This window comes from Natrinema sp. CBA1119 (assembly GCF_002572525.1).
Classification (GTDB): domain Archaea; phylum Halobacteriota; class Halobacteria; order Halobacteriales; family Natrialbaceae; genus Natrinema.
Genome location: NZ_PDBS01000001.1, coordinates 2,255,072 through 2,278,639 on the forward strand (window position 1 = coordinate 2,255,072; position 23,568 = coordinate 2,278,639).

Consider the following 23,568-nt stretch of genomic DNA (forward strand, 5'->3'; position numbering starts at 1 on the left):
AATGCAGACTGTAGTGGACCTTAATTAGTTTGTCCAGTTACGACGGCTAGTACGGAGTCGAGCCCCTTGAGCGCTAACCCGGCAGAGACGGCCGGACGGGTGAATCCAACGGAACGAATTTAGGCATTGGTCGTGTCGGCCTGTTCATGGTTACCACAGAACCCGCCGAGTTTCCGGACGGGGTTCCGAGCGAACCCGACGTTCCCCTCGGGAAGCGACCGCTTCACGAGTACGTCGCCCACTACGCGGCGGAGCGGCCGGACAGCGTTGCGATCGACTACTACGGCGCACGGCTCACCTATGGAGAACTCGACGACTCGATCGATCGCTTCGCGACCGAACTGGCCGAGCGCGGGTACGGCCGCGGGGACAGCCTCCTCTTGCTCCTGCAGAACTGCCCGCAGTACGTGATCGCCTACTACGCGGCCCAGAAAGTAGGGATGCGAGTCAGTCCCTGCAGCCCGATGGCGAAGGAACACCGCGTGAGCTATCAACTGTCCGACGGGGGCGCGCGAATCGCCGTCGCGGGGGACACTCACGCGCCGCTGCTCGAGGCCGTCCGCGAGGAATCGCCGCTCGAGGAGATCGTTTACACGCGCTTCGAGACGTTTCTGCCCGACGAGCCGGTGCCCGCGATCCACGAGGACATGGTGGACGCGATCGAGACGACGCAGCAGCCCGAATCGGATGGCGTTCGGTATCTCGAGTCGATCCTCGAGGAAACGCCCGCCGAGCCGCCGGCCGTCGAGGTCGCGATGGACGATATCTGCCTCTTGCAATACACTTCGGGAACGACCGGTCTGCCCAAGGGCTGCATGCACAGCTACGCGAACGTCCTGTTCGCCGCGGCCACGTCCTCGGCGCTGACCGACCGGGACGAGCACACGCGCCACCTCGCGGTGATGCCGGTCTTCCACGTGGCCGGGAAGCTCAACGCCGTCGACTCCCCGATGATTCGGGGCGGGACGACCGTCCTCCTGACCCGATACGAGCCCGAGGCCTACGTCGACGCGCTCGCGGCCCACGAGCCGACCAACGGCTGGATCACCACGCCGATGGTCCGGGAGCTGCTGCCGTTGCTGGAAGCCGAGGAGCGACCGATCGACTCGCTCGAGTCGATGCCGGTGACGAGTTTCGGACAGGCGCTGACCGAGGCCCTCTGCGAGCGGTGGGCGGACGCGACCGACTCGGCGATGTACGAGGCGGCCTACGGTCTGACCGAAACCCACACGCGGGACACGTTCACGCAGGGTCTCGGCGTGATCGAGGAGGGATTCGTCGGCAAGCCGGTCTACGAGACCGATATCGTGATCCGAGACTGGGAGAGCCACGAGGAGGTCCCTCGCGGGGAAACCGGCGAGATCACCGTGAAGTCGCCGTCGCTGTTCGAGGGCTATCTCGGCAAACCCGAGGAGACCGAGGCCGCCTTCCACGACGGCTACGTCCTGACCGGCGACATCGGCCGCGTGACCGAGGACGGTGCACTCTACTTCCTCGGCCGGCGCACGTACATGATCAAGTCCAGCGGCTACTCGATTGCGCCCGCCGAAGTCGAGGAAGTGCTGAAGACCCATCCTAGTGTCGCCAACGCCGCCGTCGCCGGCCGCGACCACGAGACCAAAGGGGCTGAAGTCGTCGCGGCCGTCACGACCGCCGACGACTCGTTCGCCGGAGACGAGTTCCTCGAGTGGGCCAGAGACCGACTGGCCGCGTACAAGCGGCCCCGCGACGTCGTCGTGCTCGAGGGGTTGCCCGTGACGGACATGGGGAAGCTTGATCGGGAGCGACTCGAGGACGTGATCGCCGATCGGGCGTAGCGGTCGCGAACCGCGAACCGTTCGATACACGGGAACCGCGTCTTACTCCAGACCGACCATCTGGCGTGCTGTGGCGCGCGCTGGGCCGCGGCGAATTGCGAGGCCTGAACGGGTGACGGCCTCGATACTGTGAGCGGTGACCAGAGGGAACCGCGAACGAATCGGCTGGGGAGGGCGTGTCGATTCCGTATTGCCACGATAGCTGGTCGCTTCATTTCACGCAGTCACTATAGTTGCAGTTGTTACTATAGCAGAACCCACGACTCCATTCATTGCTTGCAGTAAACGGGACGTTCAGTACGCGTCGTTAAGCGAACGGCTGACGGCCACGTCAATACGGGCGACGAAACGGCTACCGACGGCCGCAAACTGGCCGCCAACTGCAGCGGCCGAATCCGTTCGGTGGTAGTCCCACAGGGGGAAAATATTAGTATTTGCTTGTATAAGCTAGTGCTGATATGGGAGAAGGTGCAATCGCTGATGAAACCACGGAAGGGGCCGACGCCTGCTGTGCACCGCCCGGAGACATCGACTCAGATGCGATGGCGACGGACCTCCAAGTACTGACCGCCATGGGGAACGACACGCGATACGAACTACTTCGCCGCATCGCGAACGCCGATGATGGCGTCTGCGTCTGCGATCTCGAAGCCACGGTTGGGGTCAGTCAGAGCGCCGTCAGCCAAGCGCTTTCCCGCTTGTACACCGCAGGACTGGTCACGCGCCGCAAGGAAGGGTCCTGGCGATACTATGAACCGACTGAGACGACCGCGGCTCTCCTCGAAACGCTCGACGACCTGCGAGGTGCCCATGAGTAACGATACTGATACGGTGGCCGGTGATCGTGACCCCGAAGAGACTCTCGAGATGGTGCGCGAACGCTACGGGACAATCGCTTCGGACGGTCAGGACTGCTGTGGTGACGTCGGTATCGATGTCACCGATGACGGTGGGTGCTGTAACGGCAACGCAGACGTGACCGGGAGCGAACGCCTCGGTTACGATACGGACGATATCGCGTCGGTCGCCGACGGTGCAGACCTCGGCCTCGGGTGCGGAAACCCGAAGGCGTTCGCCGAGATGGCGCCCGGCGAGACAGTGCTCGACCTTGGCTCAGGTGCGGGCTTCGACTGCTTCCTCGCTGCACAGGAGATCGGACAGGATGGGGCCGTCATCGGTGTCGACATGACACCAGAAATGGTCTCGAAAGCGAGGGAGAACGTCGCGAAGAACGACGCCGACAACGTCGAGTTTCGCCTCGGCGAGATCAGCCACCTCCCCGTTGCCGATGCGACCGTCGACGTTGTTATCTCGAACTGCGTCGTCAACCTCGCCCCGAAAAAACAACTCGTGTTCGACGATGCCTACCGTGTTCTCAAGCCCGGTGGGCGCGTCGCCATCTCGGACGTGGTCCAAACCGCGCCGTTCCCCGACGACGTCAAGATGGACCCGAACTCGCTAACTGGCTGCGTCGCCGGTGCGTCAACCGTTGAGGATCTTGAAGCGATGCTCGACAGTGCTGGCTTCGAAGCAATCGAGATAGCGCCCAAGGATGAGAGCACCGAGTTCATCAGTGATTGGGACGCCGATCGCGACCTCGGTGACTACCTCGTCTCTGCCACTATCGAGGCTCGGAAACCAGCGCACGACTTCTGACTGATCGAGAGGTACGACCAGTCTTGATTAGTTAATATCTTTTCGACCGGAGGCCGTGTCGGTTGCGTGCAATTTTCAGCCACGGTCCAGAATCGACGAGAAACACGGCGTCGTCGACGTCGTGTTTCTCGGTTAGTTCAGAGAGAAAAATCGAGGTAACACTCTCGTTCCGCGTCGGAAACAGCCTGCCGTGGAGATATTTGTTCGTTTCGGGACCGACAGCAGCGTACAGCCAGTAGCGCTGATCGTCGAGATGGGTCACGATCTCGTCGAGCGCGAAGTGATACGTTGCACAACTGGAGCTGGATACTGAGATCCATGAGCTCGCGCTCCACAAAATCTAGCTCGATCCCGATGCTAGATCCGTTGAGGCGGTCGAATTCTGGGATAGCACAACGAATTCCACCGCCTCACACCTTCACACTCTACTCTGAACAGCGCCCAGTCGATGAACAGTATACCCTTTATGCGACGGCCGTCTAGCACACTGCATGAGCGATGGAGCGACAGCGGGGGATGCCGCGACGGCGTTCGCCAGTCGGGCAGAGGCGGCCCACGGCGAGTCGATCCGTCACCTCGTCGCGTTCGGGGCTGCCGCCCGTGGCGACGACCGCGGCGTCCACACCGAGACCGAGATCCTGCTGGTCCTCGAGGAGGACGACGAAACGGTCGAGCGGGAACTCCGCGCGCTCGCCGAGACAGTCGGACTCGAACGCGGCGTCGTTTTCTCGGTGCACGTACTGCCGGCGGATCGGTTCGAAGCGAAACGGGAGCACCCGTTCGTCCGGACGGCGCTCGAAGAAGGGACCGCGCATGTGTAGACTGGGGCTCTCGGAGTGCCTCGAGAGCGTATCGATCCGGTCGGTGAGTACTGATGAGACGGTGAGAGTTGACGGGACGGTGAGCGCCGACGGGAGGGCTGCGTAACCATGCGAGTGACCCTGCTTGGAACCGGCGACACGACCGGAACGCCGACCGTCGGCTGTGACTGCGATACCTGTACGGCCGCCCGTGAGCGCGGCGTCGAGCGCACGCGGTTCTCGGTTCACGTCGAAAACGAGCGTACGGGAGAGTCGCTGCTGATCGACTTCAGCCCCGACTTTCGCTACCAGTTCCTCCGCGACGACGTCCCGCTTCCCGACGCGGCCGTCATCACGCACATTCACTTCGACCACCTCGACGGGCTGGGCAACGTCTTTCGCGTCGTGGACTCGCTCGAGGTCTACGCGGCCGACGAGACCGATCCCCAGACGGGCAAAAGCGTCGCCGAAACGGTCCGGGACGACTACCACTATCTCGATCCTGTCACCGTCGTTCCGACGACGCCCCTCGAGACGGTCCGCATCTGTGGCCTCGACGTGACGCTGGTCCCCGTCGAACACCCGCCGCTGGTCTGCTACGGACTCGCTATCGAAGATCCATGGACGGGCGCAAAGCTGTCGATCACGGGCGATACGAGCTACGATATTCCCGAGGAGTCCCGCGCGGTACTGGCCGACGCTGACCTCCTGCTCGCCGACGGGATCGTCCCCGCGAGCCTCTGTGAGCACCACCCCCTCGGCGGTCGCCACGAGGACAGCGAGGGCACCCCTCGGACGTTCGGCACGAAACACATGACTCGAGAGGGGGCGCTCGCGATGGCCGAGCAGCTGAACGCCGACCGGACGCGACTGGTCCACCTCGCGCACTTCTACCCCGCCGAGGAGGCGTTCGAGGAACCGCTGGCGATCGACGGCGAGGAGTACGTCCTCTAGGGGTCGAGCGGACACGATCGAACGCCGTCAGTCGAACTGATCGAGTCCCGACTGTTGCCGTCGTTTTCCGCCCGGGTCGGCCATCCACGCGCTTCGACGGTCGCGCTCGTCCGCGAGAGCTATTTCGGGTTCCGCGGCCGCGTCGTAACCCGAACACGCCGGTCCGCACTCCGCCGCGGCGTCGACGACCCGCTCTTTCCACTCGCAGTACGGCAGCGTCGCGCCGCCAGCGTCGTCGGGGAGACAGGCCGAACAGGCCGGAAAGTCGTACGTTCGCCATCCCTTCCCATAGGCGCGTTCGGCGATCCGCCGGCGCGCCCGAGCTTTCGCCGCGGGGGAAACGACCTCGATCTCGGTACGACCGGGATGGGACTCGAGCGGTTCGATCCCCGGCTCGGCGACGGGCAGCGACGCGGGTTCGCGAATCACCTCGACCTCGAGTGGGCGTCCGCCGTCTGACTCGTCACGGTGAACCCGCCAGACGCCGACTTGCTCGGGGAGACGGTTTAGATGCGCGCGCGTCACGTAACTCTCGGTCGCGAGCACGACCGCGTCGACCAGCGCGAGGCTTACGTCCGTTCGCAGTTGCGCCTCGAGGTCGCCCGGCCGGCCGAGGTCTGGCTTGTTCTCGATGCCGACGATGCGACCGTACCAGTCGGGATAGCGGGCGACCTGTCGAACGTGGTCGCGACTGCTGGCCGCGCTGGCGGCGTGATCGCGTTCGAAGAAGCCGATCTCGAGCGCGCGCTCGAGGGCGCTCCGGGCGCGCTCGGGGTGGCAGTCGAAGGCGTCTTTCCAGTAGCGCGCTCGGCCGGTGCCGACGGCCGACTCGATGGCGGCGTCGGGGATCGACTCGCTCGTGATCGCGACGCGATCCTCGAATTTGGGACCGGGCTCGACGCAGAGCACGTCGAGGATCCGCCCGCCGGGATCGGCGACGCTGCCGCCGAGCTGGCGGGCGACGATCCCCTCCCGGTGGGACTCGAGGTGGGCGCACAACTCGAGTTCGAACGCGAACTCTGACACGGTAGTGGGGAGGGCAGCGGGCGAGAAAAGTCGTCGGGTTCGGTGGCTCGAGCGTCGGGGAAAGACACTATTCGCTGGCGGGTGTGGACCCACCCATGAGCGAGGACCGGTCGGCGGCCGCGGTCTTCGGACTCCTCTCCGACGAGACCCGTATCGCGGTGCTCCGGAAGATCGCCGTCGCCCAGAGCGAGCGGGGCCACACCGCCGGCCCGGCCGAACTCTCCTTCTCGGCGATCTACGACCGGGTCGCGATCGATAACACCGCCAAACTCTCCTATCACCTCGGCGAACTCGAGGGGCTGTTCCTGCGCAAGACCGACGACGGCTACTCGCTGACCCACGCGGGCGAGCGGATCGTCCGGCTGCTCCTCTCGGAGAACTACGGCGAGGTGACCGGGTTCGACCGAACCGCGGTCCCGGGATCGTGTCTCCTCTGTGGCGCGTCGTCGCTCGAGGCCACCCTCGACAGCCAGTTCCTGACGATCGGCTGTCTGGACTGCGAGCGAAATGTCGCCGGCTACGAGGTCCCGCCGGCGCAGGTCCGGGAGCGGTCCGCGTCGGCCGCCGTCGAGGCGCTCGTCCACCGGATGGGCGCCCACTACCGCCAGGTCCGCGGCGGTGTCTGTCCGTCCTGCGGCGGGCGACTCTCGCTCGAGGTGCGCGAACTCGGCGAGCCCGAGGCCGACCCGTTCGTCGCGATCGACCGCTGTGCGGACTGTCTGCGGTCGTACTCGGCCCCGCTGACGCTCCGCTCGGCGTACCACCCCGAGGCGATCGCGTTCTGCTGGGAGCGCGGCGTCGATGTCCTCTCGACGGCCCCGTGGGAACTCCTGGGACGCGTCCACGATGGCGGGTGGTCCAGCGCGAAGACCGCCACCGAGCCCGCCGCCTACGAGGTGATGTTCGGGCTCGCAGGCGACGTTCTCCGACTCGGACTCGGGGCCGACCTGTCGGTCGAGCGGACCGAGCGCGTGCGACGGAACTCGGTCGGCGACGACCGATAGTGAAAGCCTCCCAACAAAACGGCCGTTGAGCGGAGACGCCGGTGAGCGATCCGAGACGGACCGGCTTCCCGCCGACCCCCCACGAGCCGCTCAACGAGCGTTTTGAAACGGATCTGTTACATGTAATTTCTTCGATAATACTTACGTAGTCGGATCCGCTGGGTAGTGACCGAGATGGAATTCGACTCCACGTCGACTCGAGGTGAGAACCCATGACGAGTCTGACACTGGACGACTGCATCGATTTCGTCACGACCCACAGCCGTCTCGTGCTGGTGGTACTGTTGATACTGACCGCGGCGATGGGCGTCGGGGTGACCGAACTGGACACGGAGGGTCAGGCGGGACAGGACGACTTCCCCGAGACGGATCGATCGGAGACGGCGGCGGCGATCGAGGAGCGCTACGGCGGACCGGCGAACGGAACGGAGACCGCCTCGAGCGCGGTCTACGTCAGGGCCGCGGACGGCAACGCCCTCTCGAGGGCGGCGCTGCTCGATGCCCTGCGCTACCAGCGATCGGTGACGACGAACGAGACGCTCGCAGCCGCGCTGACCGACGGCGACAGCGGCGGTGACGGGACCGGCAGCGTCGGCTCCCCCAATGGCTCCGTCGTCAGCGTCGCGAACCTCGTAGCGATCCGCGCGGCCGAGGACCCCGACGCCGACCTCGAGGCCCAGATCCGCGCTCTCGAGTCGGCGAGCGAGGGCGAGGTCGCGTCGCTGGTCGAACGGACGCTCGCCGAGGACCCCGAGGCCCGCCGGTTGGTCGCCGACGGGGCCGACTCGGGCGCGGCGACCGCGGAGGGCCACCGAATGCTGTTCCGGTTCGCGGCCGGCGACGACGGGGCACCGCCGAGCGACGCCCAACGTGTCCTCTACGACGCCGCGGCCGAGCGCGACGGAACAGTCGCGAGCGCCGGCGGCGGGAACGGCGTCGCCCTCGAGTACTTCACGCTCGGCCAGCACGCGTTCGACGAGTCGAACCGACAGCTGAACGAGAACACGATGGAGTTGCTCGTGCCGCTGACACTGGCGCTGATCCTCGGCGTCCTGGCGTTCACCTACCGCGACCCGGTCGACGTCTTGGTGGGGATGATCGGCGTCGTGACCGCCATCGTCTGGATGTTCGGGATCTTGGGGTGGCTCGGCGTCTCCGCCGGCATGACGATGTTCATCGGCCCGATCCTGATCGCCGGACTCAGCATCGACTTCGGGTTCCACGTCTTCATGCGGTATCGCGAGCAGCGTTCCGCGGGCCCTGACGACGACCGGGCACCGGCGGGCATCCGGCCGTCGATGCGGCGGGCCGTTCGATCCGTGGCGCTCGCGCTCGGCCTCGTGACGCTGACTGCCGCGATCGGCTTTCTCTCGAACGTCGTCAACCCCGTCGGGCTCATCCGCGATCTCGCGGTCGGGATCACGCTCGGTGTCGTCTCGGCGTTCGTGATCTTCGTCACGCTCGTCCCCGCGCTGAAGATCGGCGTCGACGGCTCGCTCGAGCGCGTCGGGATCGACCGGCACAAGCGCCCGCTCGGCGACGGGGCGTACCTCGGCGGACTGCTCCGGGGCAGCGTTGCCCTCGCGCGGCGGGCCGCACCGCTGGTCCTTGTCGTCGCCCTGCTCGCCGGCGCCGGCGGTGCAGTCGCCTGGACCGGCCTCGAGGAGGAGGGCGTCCAGACGCAGGACGACCCCGCCGCGGAGTGGAAACAGTCCCTCCCCGGCCCGCTCGCGTGGGAGGTCGCCGACTACGACCGCCACCAGCGCCACGTCCGGGAGGCCTACCGGCCGCGTGCGGCCGGCGACGGCGATCGGTTCCAGCTGCTGATCGAGGGCGACGTGACCGCCGACGGGAGCCTCGAGCGCGTCCGGGCCGGCCTCGAGCGGGGCGAGGAGACCGGGGCGATCCCCGAGGAATCGGCCCGGACCGACGCGGACGTGCGCTCGCCGCTGTCGGTCATGGAAACGGCCGCGGCCGAGAACGACTCGTTCGCCGCGACGCTCGAGTCGGCCGACACCGACGGCGACGGGGTGCCCGATCGGGACCTCGAGTCGGTTTACGACGCCCTCTACGCGACCGCGCCCGAGGCTGCGAGTTCGGTGATCGAGCGGACTGACGACGGGGAATACCGGTCGCTTCGGGTCCTCGGTCCGCCCGAGCGGACCGGCTTCGACGACGGCCGTGTCGACGACATCGAGGCGATGGCGGCGACGATCGAATCGGGCGACGGCGCGGCCGGCGACGCGAACGCCCGCGAAGCCGATCTCGATCTCACCGTCACCGCCGTCAGCGAGACGATCGTCACCGAGTCCCAGCTCGCGGTGATCACCGACGGGATTCTCCGGGTCCTGTTGCTGGCGCTCGGTGCGGTCTTCGTCACCCTCGTGGCCACCTATCGCCGTCTGCACGGAAGTGCGACCCTCGGGGCGGTGACCGGCCTCCAGATCGCGCTGGTGACGGCGCTGGTCGTCGGCGGCATGTTCGTACTCGACGTACCCCTGACCCTGCTGACCGCGCTCTTGATGAGCCTGGTGATCGGGCTGGGGATCGACTACAGCATCCACGTCAGCGACCGCTTCGCGCAGGAACTCGAGCGGGGGACGGCACCGTTCGCGGCGCTCGAGGCGGCCGTCGTCGGGACCGGCGGAGCGTTGCTCGGCAGTACGCTCACGTCGGCGGGCGCGTTCGCGACGTTGCTCTTGCATCCCCACCCGCAACTCGAGAGCTTCGGGACGCTGGTCGTGCTCGCGCTCGTCACCGCGTTCGCGGTCAGCGTGGTCGTCCTGCCGAGCGCGCTCGTGGTCTGGGTGCGCTACGCGCCGTCGGCGGAGCCGACGGGCCGCCCGGCGGGCGGCGGTCCCGAGTCGGCGCGGGAATAGCGGGGCCGTTCCGGATCCCGACCGCCGGCTGAACCCCTCTCGCTTTCGACTGCCGGCCGACCCGGCCCCGTTCCGTGCCGACGATCCGCATGCAGTGTCGGCCCGGGGAAGGGATAGCTCGCAACCTTTATCAGTCGCACAGCGGAATCACTACCCAAGATTACTCATCGTCTTATGGTAGGAAATCGACAACCGGAGGTGAACATCGGGCTCGTCGGTCACGTAGATCACGGCAAGACGACGCTGGTGCAAGCGTTGAGCGGTTCGTGGACGGACCAGCACTCCGAGGAGATGAAACGCGGTATCTCCATCAGACTCGGCTACGCCGACGCGACCTTCCGCTACTGCGAGGGAGCGGACGAACCCGAATGTTACACCGTAGAGGAGGAGTGTCCGGACGGCTCGGAAAGCGAGCCGCTTCGGACCGTCTCGTTCGTCGACGCCCCGGGTCACGAGACTCTGATGGCGACGATGCTCTCGGGCGCGTCGCTGATGGATGGCGCGGTGCTGGTCGTCAGCGCCAACGAACCAGTCCCCCAGCCCCAGACCGAAGAGCACCTGATGGCGCTCGACATCATCGGCATCGACAACATCGTCATCGCCCAGAACAAGGTCGACCTCGTCGACGCCGAGACCGCCCGCAACAACTACGAACAGATCAAAGAGTTCGTCGAGGGGACGGTCGCGGAGGACGCTCCGATCGTCCCCGTCTCCGCGGGACAGGAGGTCAATCTCGACCTGCTGATTCAGGCGATCGAAGAGGAGATCCCGACCCCCGAGCGGGATCCCGACACCGATGCTCGGATGCACGTCGCCCGCAGTTTCGACATCAACAAACCCGGGACGACGGCGAAAGACCTCGCCGGCGGCGTTCTCGGCGGTAGTCTAGTTCGGGGTGAACTCGAGGTCGGTGACGATATCGAGATCCGACCCGGCCGCGAGGTCGAGGAGGGCGGCCAGAGCGAGTACGTCCCGATTCAGACGAGCATCCGCTCGTTGCAGGCCGGCGGCGAGACCGTCGACACCGTCACGCCGGGCGGCCTGCTCGGCGTCGGAACCAAGCTCGACCCCTCGCTGACGAAAGGCGACGCGCTGGCGGGCCGGATGGCCGGACCGCCGGGAACGCTCCCGCCGACGTGGAACGAGTTCACGATGGACGTCGACCTGCTCGAGCGGGTCGTCGGCGCGGAGCAGGGCGAGACGGTCGACGAGATCAGTACGGGCGAGCCGCTGATGATGACCGTCGGCACGGCGACGACCGTCGGCTCGGTCACCAGTGCCCGCAGCGGCGAGTGTGAGGTCAAACTCAAGCGGCCCGTCGCCGCCGATCCAGGGACGAAAATCGCGATCAACCGCCGCATCGGCGCGCGCTGGCGGCTGATCGGCCTGGGAACGCTCACGGACTGAGGCGATGAGCACGCGGATGCGGGTCGCCCTCGACACGAGCGCGCTCATGATGCCGGTCGAACTCGACGTGCGGCTGTTCGAGGAACTCGAACGATTGCTCGATTCATTCGAGCCGACGATTCCACAGGCCGTCCTCGAGGAGCTTCGGCGGCTGTCCGAGAAGGGCGGCCAGGAGGGGACGGCCGCGACCGTCGGCCACGATCTGGCGACCGAGCGCTGTCTCGTCGTCGACACGGAGGCGTCGTACGCGGACGACGCTCTGGTCGAACTCGCTCGCGAGGGGACCGTCGACTACGTCGTGACGAACGACCGCCCGCTGCGCGACCGGGTGCTCGAGGCGAGCAGACCGGTAATTGCATTACGCGGGAGAAACAAGTTAGCGATCACTCAACCATAGATGTACAAACGGGTCAGGCTGAAGGACACGGTAGAAGTACCGCCGGAAGAACTCGGCGACGTTTCGCCGAATCGAGTCAAACGACTGCTCCAGGACAAACTCGAGGGGCGCATGGACGAGGAGGTGGGGAGCATCGTCTCCGTCACCAACGTCCACGATATCGGAGAGGGGACGGTGTTGCCGAATCGGCCGGGCGTCTACTACGAGGCCGAGTTCGACGCGGTGACGTTCGATCCGCAGATGCAGGAAGTCGTCGACGGCACCGTCGTCGAAGTCGTCGAGTTCGGTGCCTTCGTCGGCATCGGTCCCGTCGACGGCCTGCTGCACGTCTCCCAGATCAGTGACGAGTATCTCGCCTTCGACGGCGAGAACCAGCGGCTCGCCTCGAACGAGTCCGCCCGCTCGCTCGGCGTCGACGACGCCGTCCGGGCTCGCATCGTCACCAAGAGCATCGACGAGCGCAACCCGCGCGACTCGAAGATCGGCCTCACCGCGAAACAGCCGGGGCTGGGCAAACACGGCTGGCTCGAGGAAGAACGCGAGAAACGCGAAGCGACCGCAGGTGAATAACCATGGCATCCGACCGTCTCGTCTGTCGCGAGTGTCACCGGGTCAACGAACCGGACAACGAAACCTGTGACGCCTGCAACTCCTCGTCGCTGACCGAGGACTGGGCGGGCTATGTCATCATCGCCCACCCCGAGGAAAGCGAGATTGCGACGGAGATGCAGATCACCGAATCGGGCGCGTACGCCCTGAAGGTTCGCTGATTGGCGTGACCCGCGACGACAACGACGACGCGTCCGCCGCCGACGACCAGCTACTGGTTTTACCTGACGACCTCCGCCACGAGCTCAAGGAGCCGATGGGACCGATCGAAACGGACGCCGACCGACTCCTCGAGACTGTCGACGGACCCCTGATCGCCGTCGGCGACGTCGTCACTTACCACCTCCTCGAGGCGGGCCACCGGCCCGATGTCGCGCTCGTGGATGGCCGGACCAAGCGCAGCAAGGTCGACGAGGAGATCCGCGAGGCGGTCACCGAGGGCGCGAGCATCGAGGTGCGGAACCCGCCCGCCGAACTCTCCGTGCCGGTCGTTCGCGCGCTCCGGCGCGCGCTCTCGACCGACGACCCGACCACGATACTGGTCGACGGCGAGGAGGATCTGGTCGCGCTGCCGGCCATCGTCGCCGCGCCCGAGGGCGCGAGCGTCGTTTACGGCCAGCCCGACGAGGGAATGGTCCACGTGCAAGTCACCGACGACCACCGCACCGACATGCGCGACCTGCTCGAGCGCTTCGAGGGCGACACCGAGCGCTTCTGGGACCTGCTCGAATCAGATACTGACTCGTAAATCGTTGCAACAGACGGTATCAGCCGCGTAACGTCAGTCTCACGCCGACGATGTGGCGGGTCAGGTTCGATGCCACCGACGCAAACGGAGTGTCGCTCCGGATCCGTTACCCGTCGGAGCTGTTCCCCGCCAGACAGTCGTTTTCTCGAGTTTCGAGTCCCCCGTCGTCGGGGTTCCGTACCGTATCGACCTCGAGGTCGTCGAGCGAGAGCTTGGTGATGAACTGGCGATCGGTATGGATCGTCCCGTCCTCGATCGTGATACTCGATGCCGAGATTCGCATCTGGTCCTGGGAGCCTTCGGTGTCGTATTCGGTGACCTGGTCCTCGCCGAACGAGAGATCTCCCTCGAGGTGAGTGAACTTCTGGCTGAGACCCTGGAACTCGACGTCATCGGATCGTATCGACACCCTGACAGTCTCACCGGTGACGGGCATCTCGACGTCTTTGAAGAGGTGGAGTCCTTCGATCGTTCCCTCGTCGATCTGGGCGACGTTGACGGAGTACTGTCCGCACGTTTCGGTGCTCCCCATCGTCGACCGTTGTTCGAACCCCTCTCCGTGGAGTTCGTCGAACGTAATCGCGAACGTTCCGACGCCGGCGGCCGGAACTGCGGCGCCGACACCGGCCGTTATCATGCCGGTCAAGACACAGACCAGCACGACGTTCGTGACGAGAAAGCTGACGAGAAACCGTTTGCGATCGATTGGCACGAGTGTCCCGTATTCCATCGAACGTATAGTTATAAATTTGCGTGCGTATCCGAGGCCCTATAAACCGGATCAGATATGTTCCATTCCTCTCTGTAGTACCGACTGAAACGATTCACACACTGATCGCATAGCAGTCGCGCGATCAGGTGTGTCTTGACTTTCAGTGGCTACGATAGAACGAGTACCGCCGGCGGAACTGGTGCATGGCCGTGATCACTGTTCGAACCGGTCCGGCTGGAACGAATCGTGAACCGATCGGGAGTTGGAGGCGCTGAGCGATGTCCGAACGGTATCGACTGCACCGTGTTTCGGCTAGGGGTTCCGATCGACTATCGGAACGATCGGTCGCAGCCCCCGTCGGGAGCTAGCCGATCGCGGAATCGGTCGTGGCGGAGATGGCATCTGTCGTTCCGTCTGTGATACCACCGATTATGCCCGTCGTCCCGTCCGCGGTCTCGTCGACTACATCGGTGGTTCCGTCTACGGTTTCGTCGGCAACGTCCGTGGTCCCGTTCACAGTATCGTCGACCGCGTCGGTAGTCCCGTCTACGGTTTCGTCGACCGCGTCCGTCGTGTTATCTACGGGTTCGTCGAGCGCCGTGTCATCCACGGTCTCGTCGATTGCATCCGTCGTATCGTTCGTGGTATCGTCGACCGCATCCGTCGTGGTGTCTACAGTCCCGTCGACTGCATCGGTCGTGGTATTCGTCATGTCGTCAACCGCGTCCGTCGTATTGTTCGTGGTATCGTCGACCGCATCCGTCGTATTGTCCACAGTGTCGTCGACCGAATCCGTGGTATTATCCACAGTATCGTTGACCGCATCCGTCGTCTCATTCGTGGTATCGTCGACCGGATCCGTCGTATTGTCCCCGGTGTCGTCGTCCGGATCTGTGGTGTTGTCCCCGGTATCACCGTCCGAACCCGTGGTGTTATCCTCGGTATCGTCGTCCGGATCCGTTGTATTGTCCCCAGTATCATCGTCCGGATTCATCGTGTTATCCTCTGTATCGCCGTTCGAATCCGTCGTGTTGCCTCCGGTGTCGTCGTCCGGATCCGTCGTGTTGCCTCCGGTGTCGTCGTCCGGATCCGTCGTATTGTCAGCAGTGTCGTCGGTTTCGTTTGCCGCGGGGTCCGTTTCGTCGATCCCGTAGTCTTCGAGTCCGAACAGACTTTTGATGGTCTTGATCGCGTTGATCGAATCGGGGAGCTGTTTCAGGAGCTCCAGTACCGCCTCCGGCGAGAGAACGACGGTCATCGAGTCGGCCTCGCCCTGCTCGAACTCGACGTCAGTCCACGGGCCGGTAAGTGTGGTGTCCTGGAACTCGACATCGTTGAGTTGGAGTTCGATACTCTCCTTCTCGTGATCCGACCCGCTAAAACAGATCGTGCTCGCGGCGATCAATCCGGATTCGATTCCGAACGTCGCTTGCCCGTCGGACGGGCCGGTGCTGGTGGCGGAGACGTCCCCCGATTTCGTTCGGAGATTCGTCGCCTCCTGCTTGTAGGCGTTCATCGAGATATTCTCGAGCGTCGGCGACGGGAGACACGCCAGAGACTCGAGGGGGTCTCCGTCCAGTTGTGCGGCTTCGTTCGACGACGAACTCGGGCCCGATGCCCCGGAGTAGGCCACGGCCGGCGGGCTCGCAATGACCACGAGGACGAGGAACGCGGCCACGAAGGTGCTGCGGTCGATCATTGGTACTGACTGTCGTATCTACCGCAATGTCATCACCCGTAATAGCTATTGACTGGCGTATCCCGGGCTCTTTATACCAGTCCGTCGGCGGAACCGCGGCCGCCCCAGCGATCGCGCGTCGGCGAATCGGACGCCGTCGAGACCGCGCACGTCACTCCACGACAGTGTGCTCGAGCGTGCCGATCCCCTCGATCTCGAGCGCCACCGTATTGCCGTCCTCGAGCCAGTTCCCCAGTTCCAGCCCACAGCCCTCGCCGACAGTGCCGCTGCCGATGACGTCGCCGGGGTGGAGCGTCTCGGACTGGGAGACGTGTTCGACGATCTCCGCGAAGGAGTGGTACATCTCGTCGACGGTGCCCTCCGACCAGACCTCGCCGTCGATTCGGGCGGTCATCGGGGCCTCGAGCACGTCGATGTCCTCGCGCGGGACGAAATAGGGGCCGAGCCCGTTCGCGAAGTCCTTCCCCTTCGCGGGGCCCAATCGCCCCTCCATCTCCCGCCCCTGGATGTCGCGGGCGCTGAAATCGTTGAAGACGGTGTAGCCGGCGATGTGTGCTTCGGCCTCCTCGGCCGGGATGTCCCGGCCCCGCTTCCCGATGACCGCTGCGATCTCGAGTTCGTAGTCCATGATCGACGAGTAGTCTGGCCACTCGATCGTCTCGCCCGGCGCGACGACGCTGTCGGCGTTGCCCTTGTAGTAGACCGGGAGTTCGTACCAGACGTCGGCGATCTCGCCGTCCATGCTGTTCTGGACGTGCTCTTCGATCGCCATGCAGTCGCGCAGCGAGTTCGGTCGGGGAAGCGGTGCGAGCAGGTCGTACTCGCCGGGCTCGTACCGGATCTTCGCACCGCCGGGACCGCGCTCCGCGTCGGTCTCGGCCGCGTACTCGAGCGCTTCCCTGGCGTCCGCGATAGCTTGATCGCCGCGCTCGAGAAAGGCGATCATCTCCGGGGGAACGTGTGCGCGGGCGAGGTCCGCAGGTGCGGGTTCACCTTCGGTCTCGAGGGCAGCGCCGTAGGCGGCGGTGAGGTCCACGAGCGTCGCGTCACCGGCGGGCGTATCGTCGGATTCGCTCGACTCGTCGACGGCACCGATGCGTTCGACCGGACCGACCGGCGTATTGACTTCGAAGGTCGCGAGTTTCATGCGGTCTCACCTCCCGTCTCGTCCCCGATAAGGGCGACCGGTCGCACCCAGCCCGCGCTTCCGCCCTCGATTGTGATGGGGAACGCGACGATCGGCACGTCGGTCCTGCGGGGTAGCACGTCGAGGTTGGCCATCTTCTCGATCTGGCAGTACTCGACCTCGCGACCGGCGAAGTGAGCTGGCCACAGTTCGTCCTCGTCGCCCGATTCGACGTAGCGCTCGCCCATCGCCGCGAACGGTTTGTCGAAGCCGTAGGCGTCCGTGCCGATCACCTTCACGCCCTGCTCGACGAGGTACTTCGTCCCCTCGGCGCTCATTCCGGGGAACTCGGTCAGGTACTCGGGCCGGCCCCACAGCTCGTCGGCTCCGGTCTCGAGCAGGACGATCTCGCCCGGCGAGAGGTCGTGGTCCAGTTCGTCGAGGGCGTCCTCGAGATCTCTCACCGAAATCTCCGCGCCGGCGTCCATCCACCGGAAATCGAGCACGACCGCGTTCCCGCGACACCACTCGAGGGGGATCTCCTCGATCGTCTTCGCCGGTTCGCCGTCGACCTCGGGGCCGTAATGCCAGGGCGCGTCGAGATGGGTCCCAGCGTGGGGAATCACCTCGAGGTCCTCCCACGCCAGTCCCATCCCGTCGGGGAAGTCGTCGGCCTCGACGTCGTACCCCTGTGCCTGCAGCGTCTCGGCGAGGCGCTCCGCGCCCGCTTCGTGGTCGAACGCGTCGATGCTCGGCGGCGTGGGCTCGCTCGCGACGCCGTCCTCGAGGCCGATGCTCAGGTCGATCAGCGTGGTCTCGTCGGCTGTTACCAAGTCTCTCACAGTCGCCACGATTCGGGGAACCCAGTTAACAGTGACTCCGATCCGCTGGATTCTAGACCGGCCAGTTCCGGTGGCCGCGGCCACTACTGTTGCGAGACATATACAAAATAAGAATCATTATGAACCTAGTAGTGCGGTTTTGGACATGGAGACGGAATCCGCGTCGTGGGTCGCTCTTTTCACCGTGGGGATGTCGCTCACCGTCGTCGGGCTGCTCCTCTTGGATACGATGGCATGGTACGTCCAGTACGCCGCGTTGGGGCTGTCGGTCGTCCTCGTGGGTATCGCAGCGTATCAAGTGATATCGGCCGAATCACGCGCGGGGTGAGCGAATCGCCGGAAATGGGGTGGCTAACGGCCACCCCTCCGAGCGGCCGCTATCGACACCTCGTCGGCACTGGGATCCCGATCGACGCGTCTCGAGTAACTATTTACTCTCCGCCGTGAACGTGACGAGCATGTACGATTTCGTCGTCGTCGGCGTCGGGCCGCCGGGCGCGCGCTTCGCCCGCCGGGCCGCCGAAGAAGGCTACGACGTGCTCGCCCTCGAGAAAGGAGAGATCGGCGAGCCACTCGCCTGTTCGGGTCACGTCAGTACCGACATCTGGGAGTTCACCGGCGACGGCGCTCGAGAGGAACTGTTCCAGAACGAAATCTACGGCGCGCGGTTCCACGTCGGCGGGCCCGGCAGCGACGCCTACCCGTTCTACAAGGACGAGGTCGCGTCGAACGTCATCGACCGCGTCGGCCTCGACCGCCATCTCGCCGACCTGGCTCGGGAGGCGGGTGCGGACGTCCGCGAGGAACACACCGTCACTGCAGTCACCGAACACCGGGATCGAGTCGAAATCGTCGCCAGCGGACCCGACGGAACCGTCGAATTCGAGGCGAAGATGGTCGCCGGCTGCGACGGGCCGCGCTCGAGAGTGCGGGACGAACTCGCACTTCCCACGCCCGAGGAGTTCCTCCACGGCGTGCTCGCCTTCTCCGAGGAAGACGACCACGAGGACTTCGTCGACGTCCACCTCACGCCGCCGACCTTCTTCGCGTGGCGGATCCCCCGCGGCGACGCCGGCGTCGAGTACGGCCTCGCGGCCCCGCCGGGCGTGCAGGTGACCAAGCACTTCGAGGAGCTCATCGACGGCTACGAGATCGACGTCTCTCACCGCTGTTCGGGGGCGATCCCGGTCGGGTCGCCCGACCGGGTGACGACCCGCCGGGCCTTCCTCATCGGCGACGCGGCCGCCCAGACCAAGCCCTTCACCGGGGGCGGCATTCTCTATAGCATGACCAGCGCCGACCACGCCGCCCGCGAGATCGATCCCGATCGGCCGACCACGCTCGCGACCTACGAACGCGCCTGGCGCGACGACCTCGAGCGCGAACAGGAACTCGGGCGCTGGATTCGGCGGGCCTACTCGCTGCCCGAGCCCGTCCAACGGCTCGGCCTCGGAGCGCTCTCGGGCGAGATCGGCGTCCACATGGACCGACCGACGTCGCTGGTCTCGCCGACCCACCTGAAAGCCATGCTCTCGCGGCTCCGCGGCTAGATCCGCTCGAGATCGGTCGGGACCCGCGGAGCGATAACCCCCCTCGAGTACCGGAGTCGACAGACCGAAGGCGGCGGTCCCGAAACGAGGGATAGATGACGGGGCGGCAGTGGCGGTCAGCCGCGCTCGCGTTCGTGGCCGCGATCCTCGAGCGGGCCGGAATCATCGACGGGGAGCGGTTTCGCCCGACGATGGAACTGGCCTGGCCGCGGATCGTCACCGGCTTCGCGATCATGTCCAAGCAGACGGCCGACCTCGCGATGGTCGGGGCCGCCGTCGGGACGGCCGGCACCGCGGGACTGGCCTTCGCGCTAGGTTACTGGCAGATCGTTACGCTGCTGGGGCTCGGGGTCGCGGGCGGGACAGTCACGCTCGTCTCGCAGAACTACGGCGGCGAGGCGACCGATCGCGCGTCGGTGGCCGTCAACCAGAGCGTCGTCCTCGCCGTCGCACTGTCGGTCCCGATTGCGATCCTCTTCGTCGCCATTCCCGGCCCCCTGATCCGTCTGCTCGGATCCGGATCGGATGCGCTCGTTCACGGGCGGATCTACCTCGTCTACGTCGCGCCGGCCGTGGTCTTCGAAGTGCTCAACCTGATCGCCAGCCGCACCTACACCGGCGTCGGCGACACGTTCACCGAGATGGTCGCCCGCGCCGGCGGTGCAGTGCTCAACGTCGTCCTCAGCGGACTGCTGATCTTCGGGTTCGGTCTCGGCGCTGCCGGCGCGGCCGTCGGGACGACCCTCGCCAGCGGGTTCGTGACGGTCGTCCTGGCGTGGGGGATGCTCGGCCGGTCGTACGGCCGGCTCGGCATGGAACCCAGCCCCGTCCCGATCACGCCGTCGGGCCCATGGCTCGAGCCGACGCTGCTGCGGCAATTGATCGAGGTCTCGCTGCCGGAGATCGGCCGCCGGCTCGCACAGGGGCTCGTCGTCTTCCCGCTGCTGTGGATCGCCGCCTCCTTCGGCCCCGTCGTCGTGACGGCGCTCGAGGTCGGCCGACGGGTGCGAGCGCTGATCAACAGCGTCAACTGGGGGCTGTCGCTGGCCGCGAGCTCGCTGGTCGGCCAACACCTTGGCGCGGACGAGGAAGGGGAGGCGGGAGCCTACGGCGCGGCGATCATCCGGCTCTCGACGGTGCTCTACGTCGTTATCGGGGCGCTGGTCGTGATCTTCGCTCGGCCGATCGCGGGGCTGTTCGTGAGCGATCCCCCGGCGGTCACGCAGGCCGCGGTCTTCGTCGCCGTCGGCGCGGTTAGTTCGGTTGGCTACGGCATCGACGGCGCCGCTGCCGGGGCCTTGCTCGGTGCCGGCGACACCCGCTGGCCGTTCGTCGCCTCCCTGCTCGGCCGGTACGCCTTCGCGCTCCCGGCGGCCGCGCTCGGACTAGTCACGCCGCTCGGCGTCGGCGGGCTCTATCTGGCGCTCTTCCTCGAGACGAGCGTGCCCGGCGGGATCAACTATTGGCTGTTCCACAGCGGCCGCTGGAAGGCGGTGAGCCGGCGGTACCGGCCGTCGTCGGACGCCGGCTGAGCGGAGGAGCGAGTCGTGGGAGGACGCAGCCCAGACCGCGCTCGAGGACGCGGATGAGACCCCCGAGGGGATCACTGGACCGAGATCGAGTCACAGACGGTGGATGGCCAGGACGGGCAGATCGAATCGTGCACGACGATTTACGTCTCGTTTGGGCTCCAGCGGTCGGGCCTCGAGACGGCCGTCGCCGACCCGGCAACGGTCGACGCCGTAGCGGTCCCACAGCTCCTCGTCGACCAGTCGATCGGTACCGGCTCGAAAACGGATCGTCAGTCGGTCGCGCTACGCGGTCGCGGCGATGTCGGATTCGAACAGCGGAACCCCGTTTCGCTCGAGGTAGACGAAGAGCCGAACGAGCGCGAGGCCGACGGCGAGCACGGCGACGGTCCCGAGCGCGACGAGCATGACGTCTTCGGGGATCCCCATCGATGCCAGCGCCATCGACGCCGTGAGCGCGAGCACCGTGACGGTCGTCACCAGCCGCATGGTCGACCAACTCAGCGAGGACCACGTCGATGCCGGAACGTACCGCCCTCGAGACTGCGTGTAACCCATGCGAAATAGTTGGGCCAACTACACTATAAGTCTTGTTCCGGCGGTCGGCTCGCAGACTGGACCGTTTCCCGTCCGCCGGCGTTTCCACCGCGCTCCTGGGCAACGACGTACTGGACCTCGACGATCAGCGAGTCGTCGCTGTGAGGTCTGATCTCCTCGTAGAGCCGGTCTGCCAGCCCCGGTTCCGGACCGGATTCCCGGCCGGAGACCGTAACGACGACCCGCTCGACCGACTGGATCGGGTAGTTGCCGTCGAGTTCGACCGCGACGTCGTCGCTCTCGAGGGCGGCGTATCGGGGCTCCTCGAGGACCGCCTCGACCTCGTCTTCGGCGGCCGACTGGAGTTCGGTCGTATGGAAATCCAGCAGGGTGACGCCGGCTAGCGGCGCGGTCAGCACCAGCAGGCCGACGCCGAAGACGGCCGCGTACGTGTAGGTCGGCGTCCGAGTCGGCGACACCTCGAACAGCCCCTGCGGGCGGTAGCCCGCGACCCACAGCGTCCCCAGCGCAGCGAGATTGATCGACAGGAGGTTGACGATCACGAGGACGGCGGCACCGATCGCCGCGCCCGACATCCCCCAGGCGACCGTGATGCCGACCGCGGCCGATGGCGGAATGAGCGCCGCGGCGATCATGACGCCGACGATGGCCTCCGAAAACCCCCGCGTGAGGCTCAAAATGCCGGCAATCCCCGCTCCTAGCGCGACCGCGAGCGAGAACAGGTTGGGAGCGACCCGCTCCTCGAGTTCGGTCGCGGCGACGATGTCGACACCCGCGGGCTCGAGGCCGGCCAGGCGGGCCAGCACCGCGAGGGCGATGGAAGCGACGACGACCATCGTCACGCCGACGACCTGATAGCTGAAGCCGGTCGATTTGAGCCGGTCATCACCGGTCACGATGCCGACGTTGGCGGCCAGTGCGGGGCCGAGCAGCGGCGCGATGACCATCGCCCCGATCACGACCGCCGGCGAATCGGCCAGCAACCCGGCGGTGGCGACGACCGCGCTGATCAACAGCATGACGGTGTAGATCGCAAACGGGGGCGTGAGTTCGTCCGCCTTCGTGCGCAACACCTGTCTCGAGGTGCGTGAGCCCGTCTGGCCGCCGCGACTGTACCGCTCCCGGAGCGTCTCGAACCCCTCGGAGACGACCGTCTCGGCGTTGATCACGACGACGCTGGCCTCGTCACTGACGCCGGCCCGCTGCAGCCGATCGAGCAGCGGTTCGACCGCCTGCGTCGGGATCGGAAACCGCACGACCGCTGCATACCCCCGGCCGCTGGTCTCGTCGCTGACGACGTAGTCGAATCCCTCGTCCTCGAGGATGTCGAGCACGGCCCGTCGCTTCCCCTCCGGCACCGTGATCTCCAGATAGCGCATACTGGGGCCACACTCGAGTCGCGGATAGTCCTCGGGGCGGCAGTGGACGGGTTCCTGTGGTTGCCGGGGTCGATCAGTGGGTCGCCCGGACCGTCGACTCATACGGTCTGCTGTACGTCATTTCCGGCGCGACCGCAGGCCAGATCGCGGTCGCGCCGGTACATCGGTACAGTAAACCGTATCAGTCGTCCGTGTCGTCGGTGCCGACGACCCCGCAAGCGATCGCCTCGGGCTCGACCAGTTCCTCGCCGTCGACGGCGTCGGGATGCAACAGCAGAATCGTGTCGTCGGGCATCTCGTCCTCGACGCGGACCCGCCGCCCGAGCACTTCCTCGAGTTCCGCGACGTCGTCGATGTCGAACTCCCGTTCGATGAGGCGTTCGGCGTTGGCCCGCGAGAGGACGAAGACGAGGCTCCCCGGCTCGAGGTGTTCGCTCTCGGCGGCCTCGAGTACGGTCGCCAGCGAGTCGGAGCTCACGGCCTCGAGCGAGCGGATCGTCACCCGTTCGGTGCCCGAGCCGGGCGCTTGCTGTGACTGGGTCCGAATGCGGGCAGTTAGTTCCTCGAAGTCGGTCTCGGCGTCGAGGCGTGTTGGCATACTCGCGTTCGGTGACCGCGAGCCTTGACGGTGTGGCCGGCCAGTTCCGGGACTCGAGAGTAGTGGGTATGATGTCTATCCGACAGACAGTACTGACTCGATAAATCAGGGCTATAGAAATCAGGTCGAACGTATCTTTCGTGAGGTAGAACGACGAGCCTCTTCGTTCTCAAACTGTTTCAGCCACGTCGATCCAGCTACCGCAGACACCTGGCTTCAGGTCCACGCCGTCTGGTGGAATCATATCTAAGTTAACACTACCGACGCAGCGCGCGCCA

Annotated in this window: 23 protein-coding genes and 2 pseudogenes; 16 read left to right on the forward strand and 9 right to left on the reverse strand. The window is 65.9% G+C overall.

The window, feature by feature from the left end; all coding sequences use genetic code 11:
* The first annotated feature begins 146 nt into the window (after positions 1 to 146).
* The 3 genes from CP556_RS11040 (at position 147) to CP556_RS11050 (ending at position 3,473) form a co-directional block, all read left to right on the forward strand.
* Entirely contained in the window at positions 147 to 1,817 is a 1,671-nt protein-coding gene (locus CP556_RS11040) for an AMP-binding protein (RefSeq protein WP_098725668.1), read from the forward strand.
* Positions 1,818 to 2,275: 458 nt separating this feature from the next.
* Positions 2,276 to 2,635, forward strand: a complete 360-nt coding sequence (locus tag CP556_RS11045; RefSeq protein ID WP_098725669.1) for an ArsR/SmtB family transcription factor — start codon at positions 2,276 to 2,278, stop codon at positions 2,633 to 2,635.
* Positions 2,628 to 3,473 carry an arsenite methyltransferase gene (locus tag CP556_RS11050; RefSeq protein ID WP_098725670.1) on the forward strand — a complete coding sequence of 282 codons (846 nt, stop codon included), beginning with the start codon at positions 2,628 to 2,630 and terminating at the stop codon, positions 3,471 to 3,473. The genes CP556_RS11045 and CP556_RS11050 overlap by 8 nt, the downstream gene beginning before the upstream one ends.
* Positions 3,474 to 3,519: 46 nt before the next feature.
* Here the strand turns inward: CP556_RS11050 and CP556_RS26625 are convergent.
* Positions 3,520 to 3,808: pseudogene (locus CP556_RS26625) on the reverse strand (transposase domain-containing protein); the annotation flags it as partial.
* Between the two features lie 156 nt (positions 3,809 to 3,964).
* Here CP556_RS26625 and CP556_RS11060 point away from each other — a divergent pair.
* The gene (locus CP556_RS11060; RefSeq protein WP_098725672.1) at positions 3,965 to 4,294 is read left to right on the forward strand and encodes a hypothetical protein; all 330 of its coding nucleotides are present in this window, start codon (positions 3,965 to 3,967) and stop codon (positions 4,292 to 4,294) included.
* Between the two features lie 108 nt (positions 4,295 to 4,402).
* Entirely contained in the window at positions 4,403 to 5,227 is an 825-nt protein-coding gene (locus CP556_RS11065; RefSeq protein WP_098725673.1) for an MBL fold metallo-hydrolase, read from the forward strand.
* A 27-nt stretch (positions 5,228 to 5,254) separates the two neighbouring features.
* Here CP556_RS11065 and CP556_RS11070 read toward each other — a convergent pair whose 3' ends face one another.
* Positions 5,255 to 6,253, reverse strand: a complete 999-nt coding sequence (locus tag CP556_RS11070; protein WP_098725674.1) for a DUF5787 family protein — start codon at positions 6,251 to 6,253, stop codon at positions 5,255 to 5,257.
* A 95-nt stretch (positions 6,254 to 6,348) separates the two neighbouring features.
* Between CP556_RS11070 and CP556_RS11075 the strand changes: the two genes are divergently transcribed.
* The 7 genes from CP556_RS11075 to CP556_RS11105 all read left to right on the forward strand — a co-directional run bounded on the left by CP556_RS11075 (position 6,349) and on the right by CP556_RS11105 (position 13,297).
* Entirely contained in the window at positions 6,349 to 7,257 is a 909-nt protein-coding gene (locus CP556_RS11075; protein ID WP_098725675.1) for a DUF7351 domain-containing protein, read from the forward strand.
* Positions 7,258 to 7,469: 212 nt separating this feature from the next.
* The gene (locus CP556_RS11080; RefSeq protein ID WP_098725676.1) at positions 7,470 to 10,136 is read left to right on the forward strand and encodes an efflux RND transporter permease subunit; all 2,667 of its coding nucleotides are present in this window, start codon (positions 7,470 to 7,472) and stop codon (positions 10,134 to 10,136) included.
* A gap of 174 nt (positions 10,137 to 10,310) precedes the next feature.
* Positions 10,311 to 11,543, forward strand: a complete 1,233-nt coding sequence (locus CP556_RS11085) for a translation initiation factor IF-2 subunit gamma (RefSeq protein ID WP_098725677.1) — start codon at positions 10,311 to 10,313, stop codon at positions 11,541 to 11,543.
* A 4-nt stretch (positions 11,544 to 11,547) separates the two neighbouring features.
* On the forward strand, positions 11,548 to 11,940 hold the full coding sequence (locus tag CP556_RS11090) for a type II toxin-antitoxin system VapC family toxin (protein WP_098725678.1): 393 nt from the start codon (positions 11,548 to 11,550) through the stop codon (positions 11,938 to 11,940).
* On the forward strand, positions 11,941 to 12,510 hold the full coding sequence (locus CP556_RS11095) for a DNA-directed RNA polymerase (protein ID WP_098725679.1): 570 nt from the start codon (positions 11,941 to 11,943) through the stop codon (positions 12,508 to 12,510).
* Between the two features lie 2 nt (positions 12,511 to 12,512).
* Positions 12,513 to 12,710, forward strand: a complete 198-nt coding sequence (gene spt4 / locus CP556_RS11100) for a transcription elongation factor subunit Spt4 (protein WP_098725680.1) — start codon at positions 12,513 to 12,515, stop codon at positions 12,708 to 12,710.
* A gap of 5 nt (positions 12,711 to 12,715) precedes the next feature.
* Positions 12,716 to 13,297, forward strand: a complete 582-nt coding sequence (locus tag CP556_RS11105; protein ID WP_255291445.1) for a GTP-dependent dephospho-CoA kinase family protein — start codon at positions 12,716 to 12,718, stop codon at positions 13,295 to 13,297.
* Between the two features lie 106 nt (positions 13,298 to 13,403).
* On the opposite strand, the gene CP556_RS11110 is transcribed toward CP556_RS11105, so the two are convergent.
* The 4 genes from CP556_RS11110 to CP556_RS11125 all read right to left on the reverse strand — a co-directional run bounded on the left by CP556_RS11110 (position 13,404) and on the right by CP556_RS11125 (position 17,676).
* Positions 13,404 to 14,027, reverse strand: coding sequence for a DUF6230 family protein (locus tag CP556_RS11110; RefSeq protein WP_098725681.1), 624 nt, complete (start codon positions 14,025 to 14,027; stop codon positions 13,404 to 13,406).
* A 346-nt stretch (positions 14,028 to 14,373) separates the two neighbouring features.
* Entirely contained in the window at positions 14,374 to 15,708 is a 1,335-nt protein-coding gene (locus tag CP556_RS11115; RefSeq protein WP_098725682.1) for a hypothetical protein, read from the reverse strand.
* A gap of 151 nt (positions 15,709 to 15,859) precedes the next feature.
* Positions 15,860 to 16,855, reverse strand: coding sequence for a fumarylacetoacetate hydrolase family protein (locus tag CP556_RS11120; protein WP_098725683.1), 996 nt, complete (start codon positions 16,853 to 16,855; stop codon positions 15,860 to 15,862).
* Positions 16,852 to 17,676 carry a cyclase family protein gene (locus tag CP556_RS11125; RefSeq protein WP_098727369.1) on the reverse strand — a complete coding sequence of 275 codons (825 nt, stop codon included), beginning with the start codon at positions 17,674 to 17,676 and terminating at the stop codon, positions 16,852 to 16,854. The genes CP556_RS11120 and CP556_RS11125 overlap by 4 nt, the downstream gene beginning before the upstream one ends.
* Before the next feature lie 145 nt (positions 17,677 to 17,821).
* On the opposite strand from CP556_RS11125, the gene CP556_RS11130 reads away from it, so the two are divergent.
* From CP556_RS11130 to CP556_RS11140, 3 genes are all read left to right on the forward strand, one after another.
* Positions 17,822 to 18,004, forward strand: coding sequence for a hypothetical protein (locus CP556_RS11130; RefSeq protein WP_141551666.1), 183 nt, complete (start codon positions 17,822 to 17,824; stop codon positions 18,002 to 18,004).
* A 130-nt stretch (positions 18,005 to 18,134) separates the two neighbouring features.
* Complete coding sequence (locus CP556_RS11135; protein ID WP_098727370.1) at positions 18,135 to 19,226, forward strand: geranylgeranyl reductase family protein; 1,092 nt, start codon at positions 18,135 to 18,137, stop codon at positions 19,224 to 19,226.
* A gap of 95 nt (positions 19,227 to 19,321) precedes the next feature.
* Positions 19,322 to 20,758 carry an MATE family efflux transporter gene (locus CP556_RS11140; RefSeq protein WP_098725685.1) on the forward strand — a complete coding sequence of 479 codons (1,437 nt, stop codon included), beginning with the start codon at positions 19,322 to 19,324 and terminating at the stop codon, positions 20,756 to 20,758.
* A gap of 282 nt (positions 20,759 to 21,040) precedes the next feature.
* Here CP556_RS11140 and CP556_RS11150 read toward each other — a convergent pair whose 3' ends face one another.
* The 3 genes from CP556_RS11150 to CP556_RS11160 form a co-directional block, all read right to left on the reverse strand.
* Positions 21,041 to 21,313 carry a hypothetical protein gene (locus CP556_RS11150; protein ID WP_098725686.1) on the reverse strand — a complete coding sequence of 91 codons (273 nt, stop codon included), beginning with the start codon at positions 21,311 to 21,313 and terminating at the stop codon, positions 21,041 to 21,043.
* Between the two features lie 23 nt (positions 21,314 to 21,336).
* The gene (locus tag CP556_RS11155; RefSeq protein ID WP_098725687.1) at positions 21,337 to 22,692 is read right to left on the reverse strand and encodes a TIGR00341 family protein; all 1,356 of its coding nucleotides are present in this window, start codon (positions 22,690 to 22,692) and stop codon (positions 21,337 to 21,339) included.
* 181 nt (positions 22,693 to 22,873) lie between these two features.
* Entirely contained in the window at positions 22,874 to 23,290 is a 417-nt protein-coding gene (locus CP556_RS11160; protein WP_098725688.1) for a hypothetical protein, read from the reverse strand.
* A 109-nt stretch (positions 23,291 to 23,399) separates the two neighbouring features.
* Here CP556_RS11160 and CP556_RS11165 point away from each other — a divergent pair.
* Positions 23,400 to 23,540 (forward strand): annotated as a pseudogene (locus tag CP556_RS11165) (IS6 family transposase); the annotation flags it as partial.
* Positions 23,541 to 23,568 lie beyond the last annotated feature (28 nt).

Bases quoted from the DNA above. Each gene is read 5' to 3' on its own strand.
- CP556_RS11130 (WP_141551666.1), top strand. From the start codon at position 17,822: ATGGAGACGGAATCCGCGTCGTGGGTCGCTCTTTTCACCGTGGGGATG.
- CP556_RS11155 (WP_098725687.1), bottom strand. From the start codon at position 22,692: ATGCGCTATCTGGAGATCACGGTGCCGGAGGGGAAGCGACGGGCCGTG.
- CP556_RS11095 (WP_098725679.1), top strand. From the start codon at position 11,941: ATGTACAAACGGGTCAGGCTGAAGGACACGGTAGAAGTACCGCCGGAA.
- CP556_RS11050 (WP_098725670.1), top strand. From the start codon at position 2,628: ATGAGTAACGATACTGATACGGTGGCCGGTGATCGTGACCCCGAAGAG.
- CP556_RS11040 (WP_098725668.1), top strand. From the start codon at position 147: ATGGTTACCACAGAACCCGCCGAGTTTCCGGACGGGGTTCCGAGCGAA.
- CP556_RS11110 (WP_098725681.1), bottom strand. From the start codon at position 14,027: ATGGAATACGGGACACTCGTGCCAATCGATCGCAAACGGTTTCTCGTC.
- CP556_RS11090 (WP_098725678.1), top strand. From the start codon at position 11,548: ATGAGCACGCGGATGCGGGTCGCCCTCGACACGAGCGCGCTCATGATG.
- CP556_RS11115 (WP_098725682.1), bottom strand. From the start codon at position 15,708: ATGATCGACCGCAGCACCTTCGTGGCCGCGTTCCTCGTCCTCGTGGTC.
- CP556_RS11160 (WP_098725688.1), bottom strand. From the start codon at position 23,290: ATGCCAACACGCCTCGACGCCGAGACCGACTTCGAGGAACTAACTGCC.
- CP556_RS11060 (WP_098725672.1), top strand. From the start codon at position 3,965: ATGAGCGATGGAGCGACAGCGGGGGATGCCGCGACGGCGTTCGCCAGT.
- CP556_RS11135 (WP_098727370.1), top strand. From the start codon at position 18,135: ATGTACGATTTCGTCGTCGTCGGCGTCGGGCCGCCGGGCGCGCGCTTC.
- CP556_RS11080 (WP_098725676.1), top strand. From the start codon at position 7,470: ATGACGAGTCTGACACTGGACGACTGCATCGATTTCGTCACGACCCAC.
- CP556_RS11120 (WP_098725683.1), bottom strand. From the start codon at position 16,855: ATGAAACTCGCGACCTTCGAAGTCAATACGCCGGTCGGTCCGGTCGAA.
- CP556_RS11075 (WP_098725675.1), top strand. From the start codon at position 6,349: ATGAGCGAGGACCGGTCGGCGGCCGCGGTCTTCGGACTCCTCTCCGAC.
- CP556_RS11140 (WP_098725685.1), top strand. From the start codon at position 19,322: ATGACGGGGCGGCAGTGGCGGTCAGCCGCGCTCGCGTTCGTGGCCGCG.
- spt4 (WP_098725680.1), top strand. From the start codon at position 12,513: ATGGCATCCGACCGTCTCGTCTGTCGCGAGTGTCACCGGGTCAACGAA.
- CP556_RS11085 (WP_098725677.1), top strand. From the start codon at position 10,311: ATGGTAGGAAATCGACAACCGGAGGTGAACATCGGGCTCGTCGGTCAC.
- CP556_RS11150 (WP_098725686.1), bottom strand. From the start codon at position 21,313: ATGGGTTACACGCAGTCTCGAGGGCGGTACGTTCCGGCATCGACGTGG.
- CP556_RS11045 (WP_098725669.1), top strand. From the start codon at position 2,276: ATGGGAGAAGGTGCAATCGCTGATGAAACCACGGAAGGGGCCGACGCC.
- CP556_RS11065 (WP_098725673.1), top strand. From the start codon at position 4,403: ATGCGAGTGACCCTGCTTGGAACCGGCGACACGACCGGAACGCCGACC.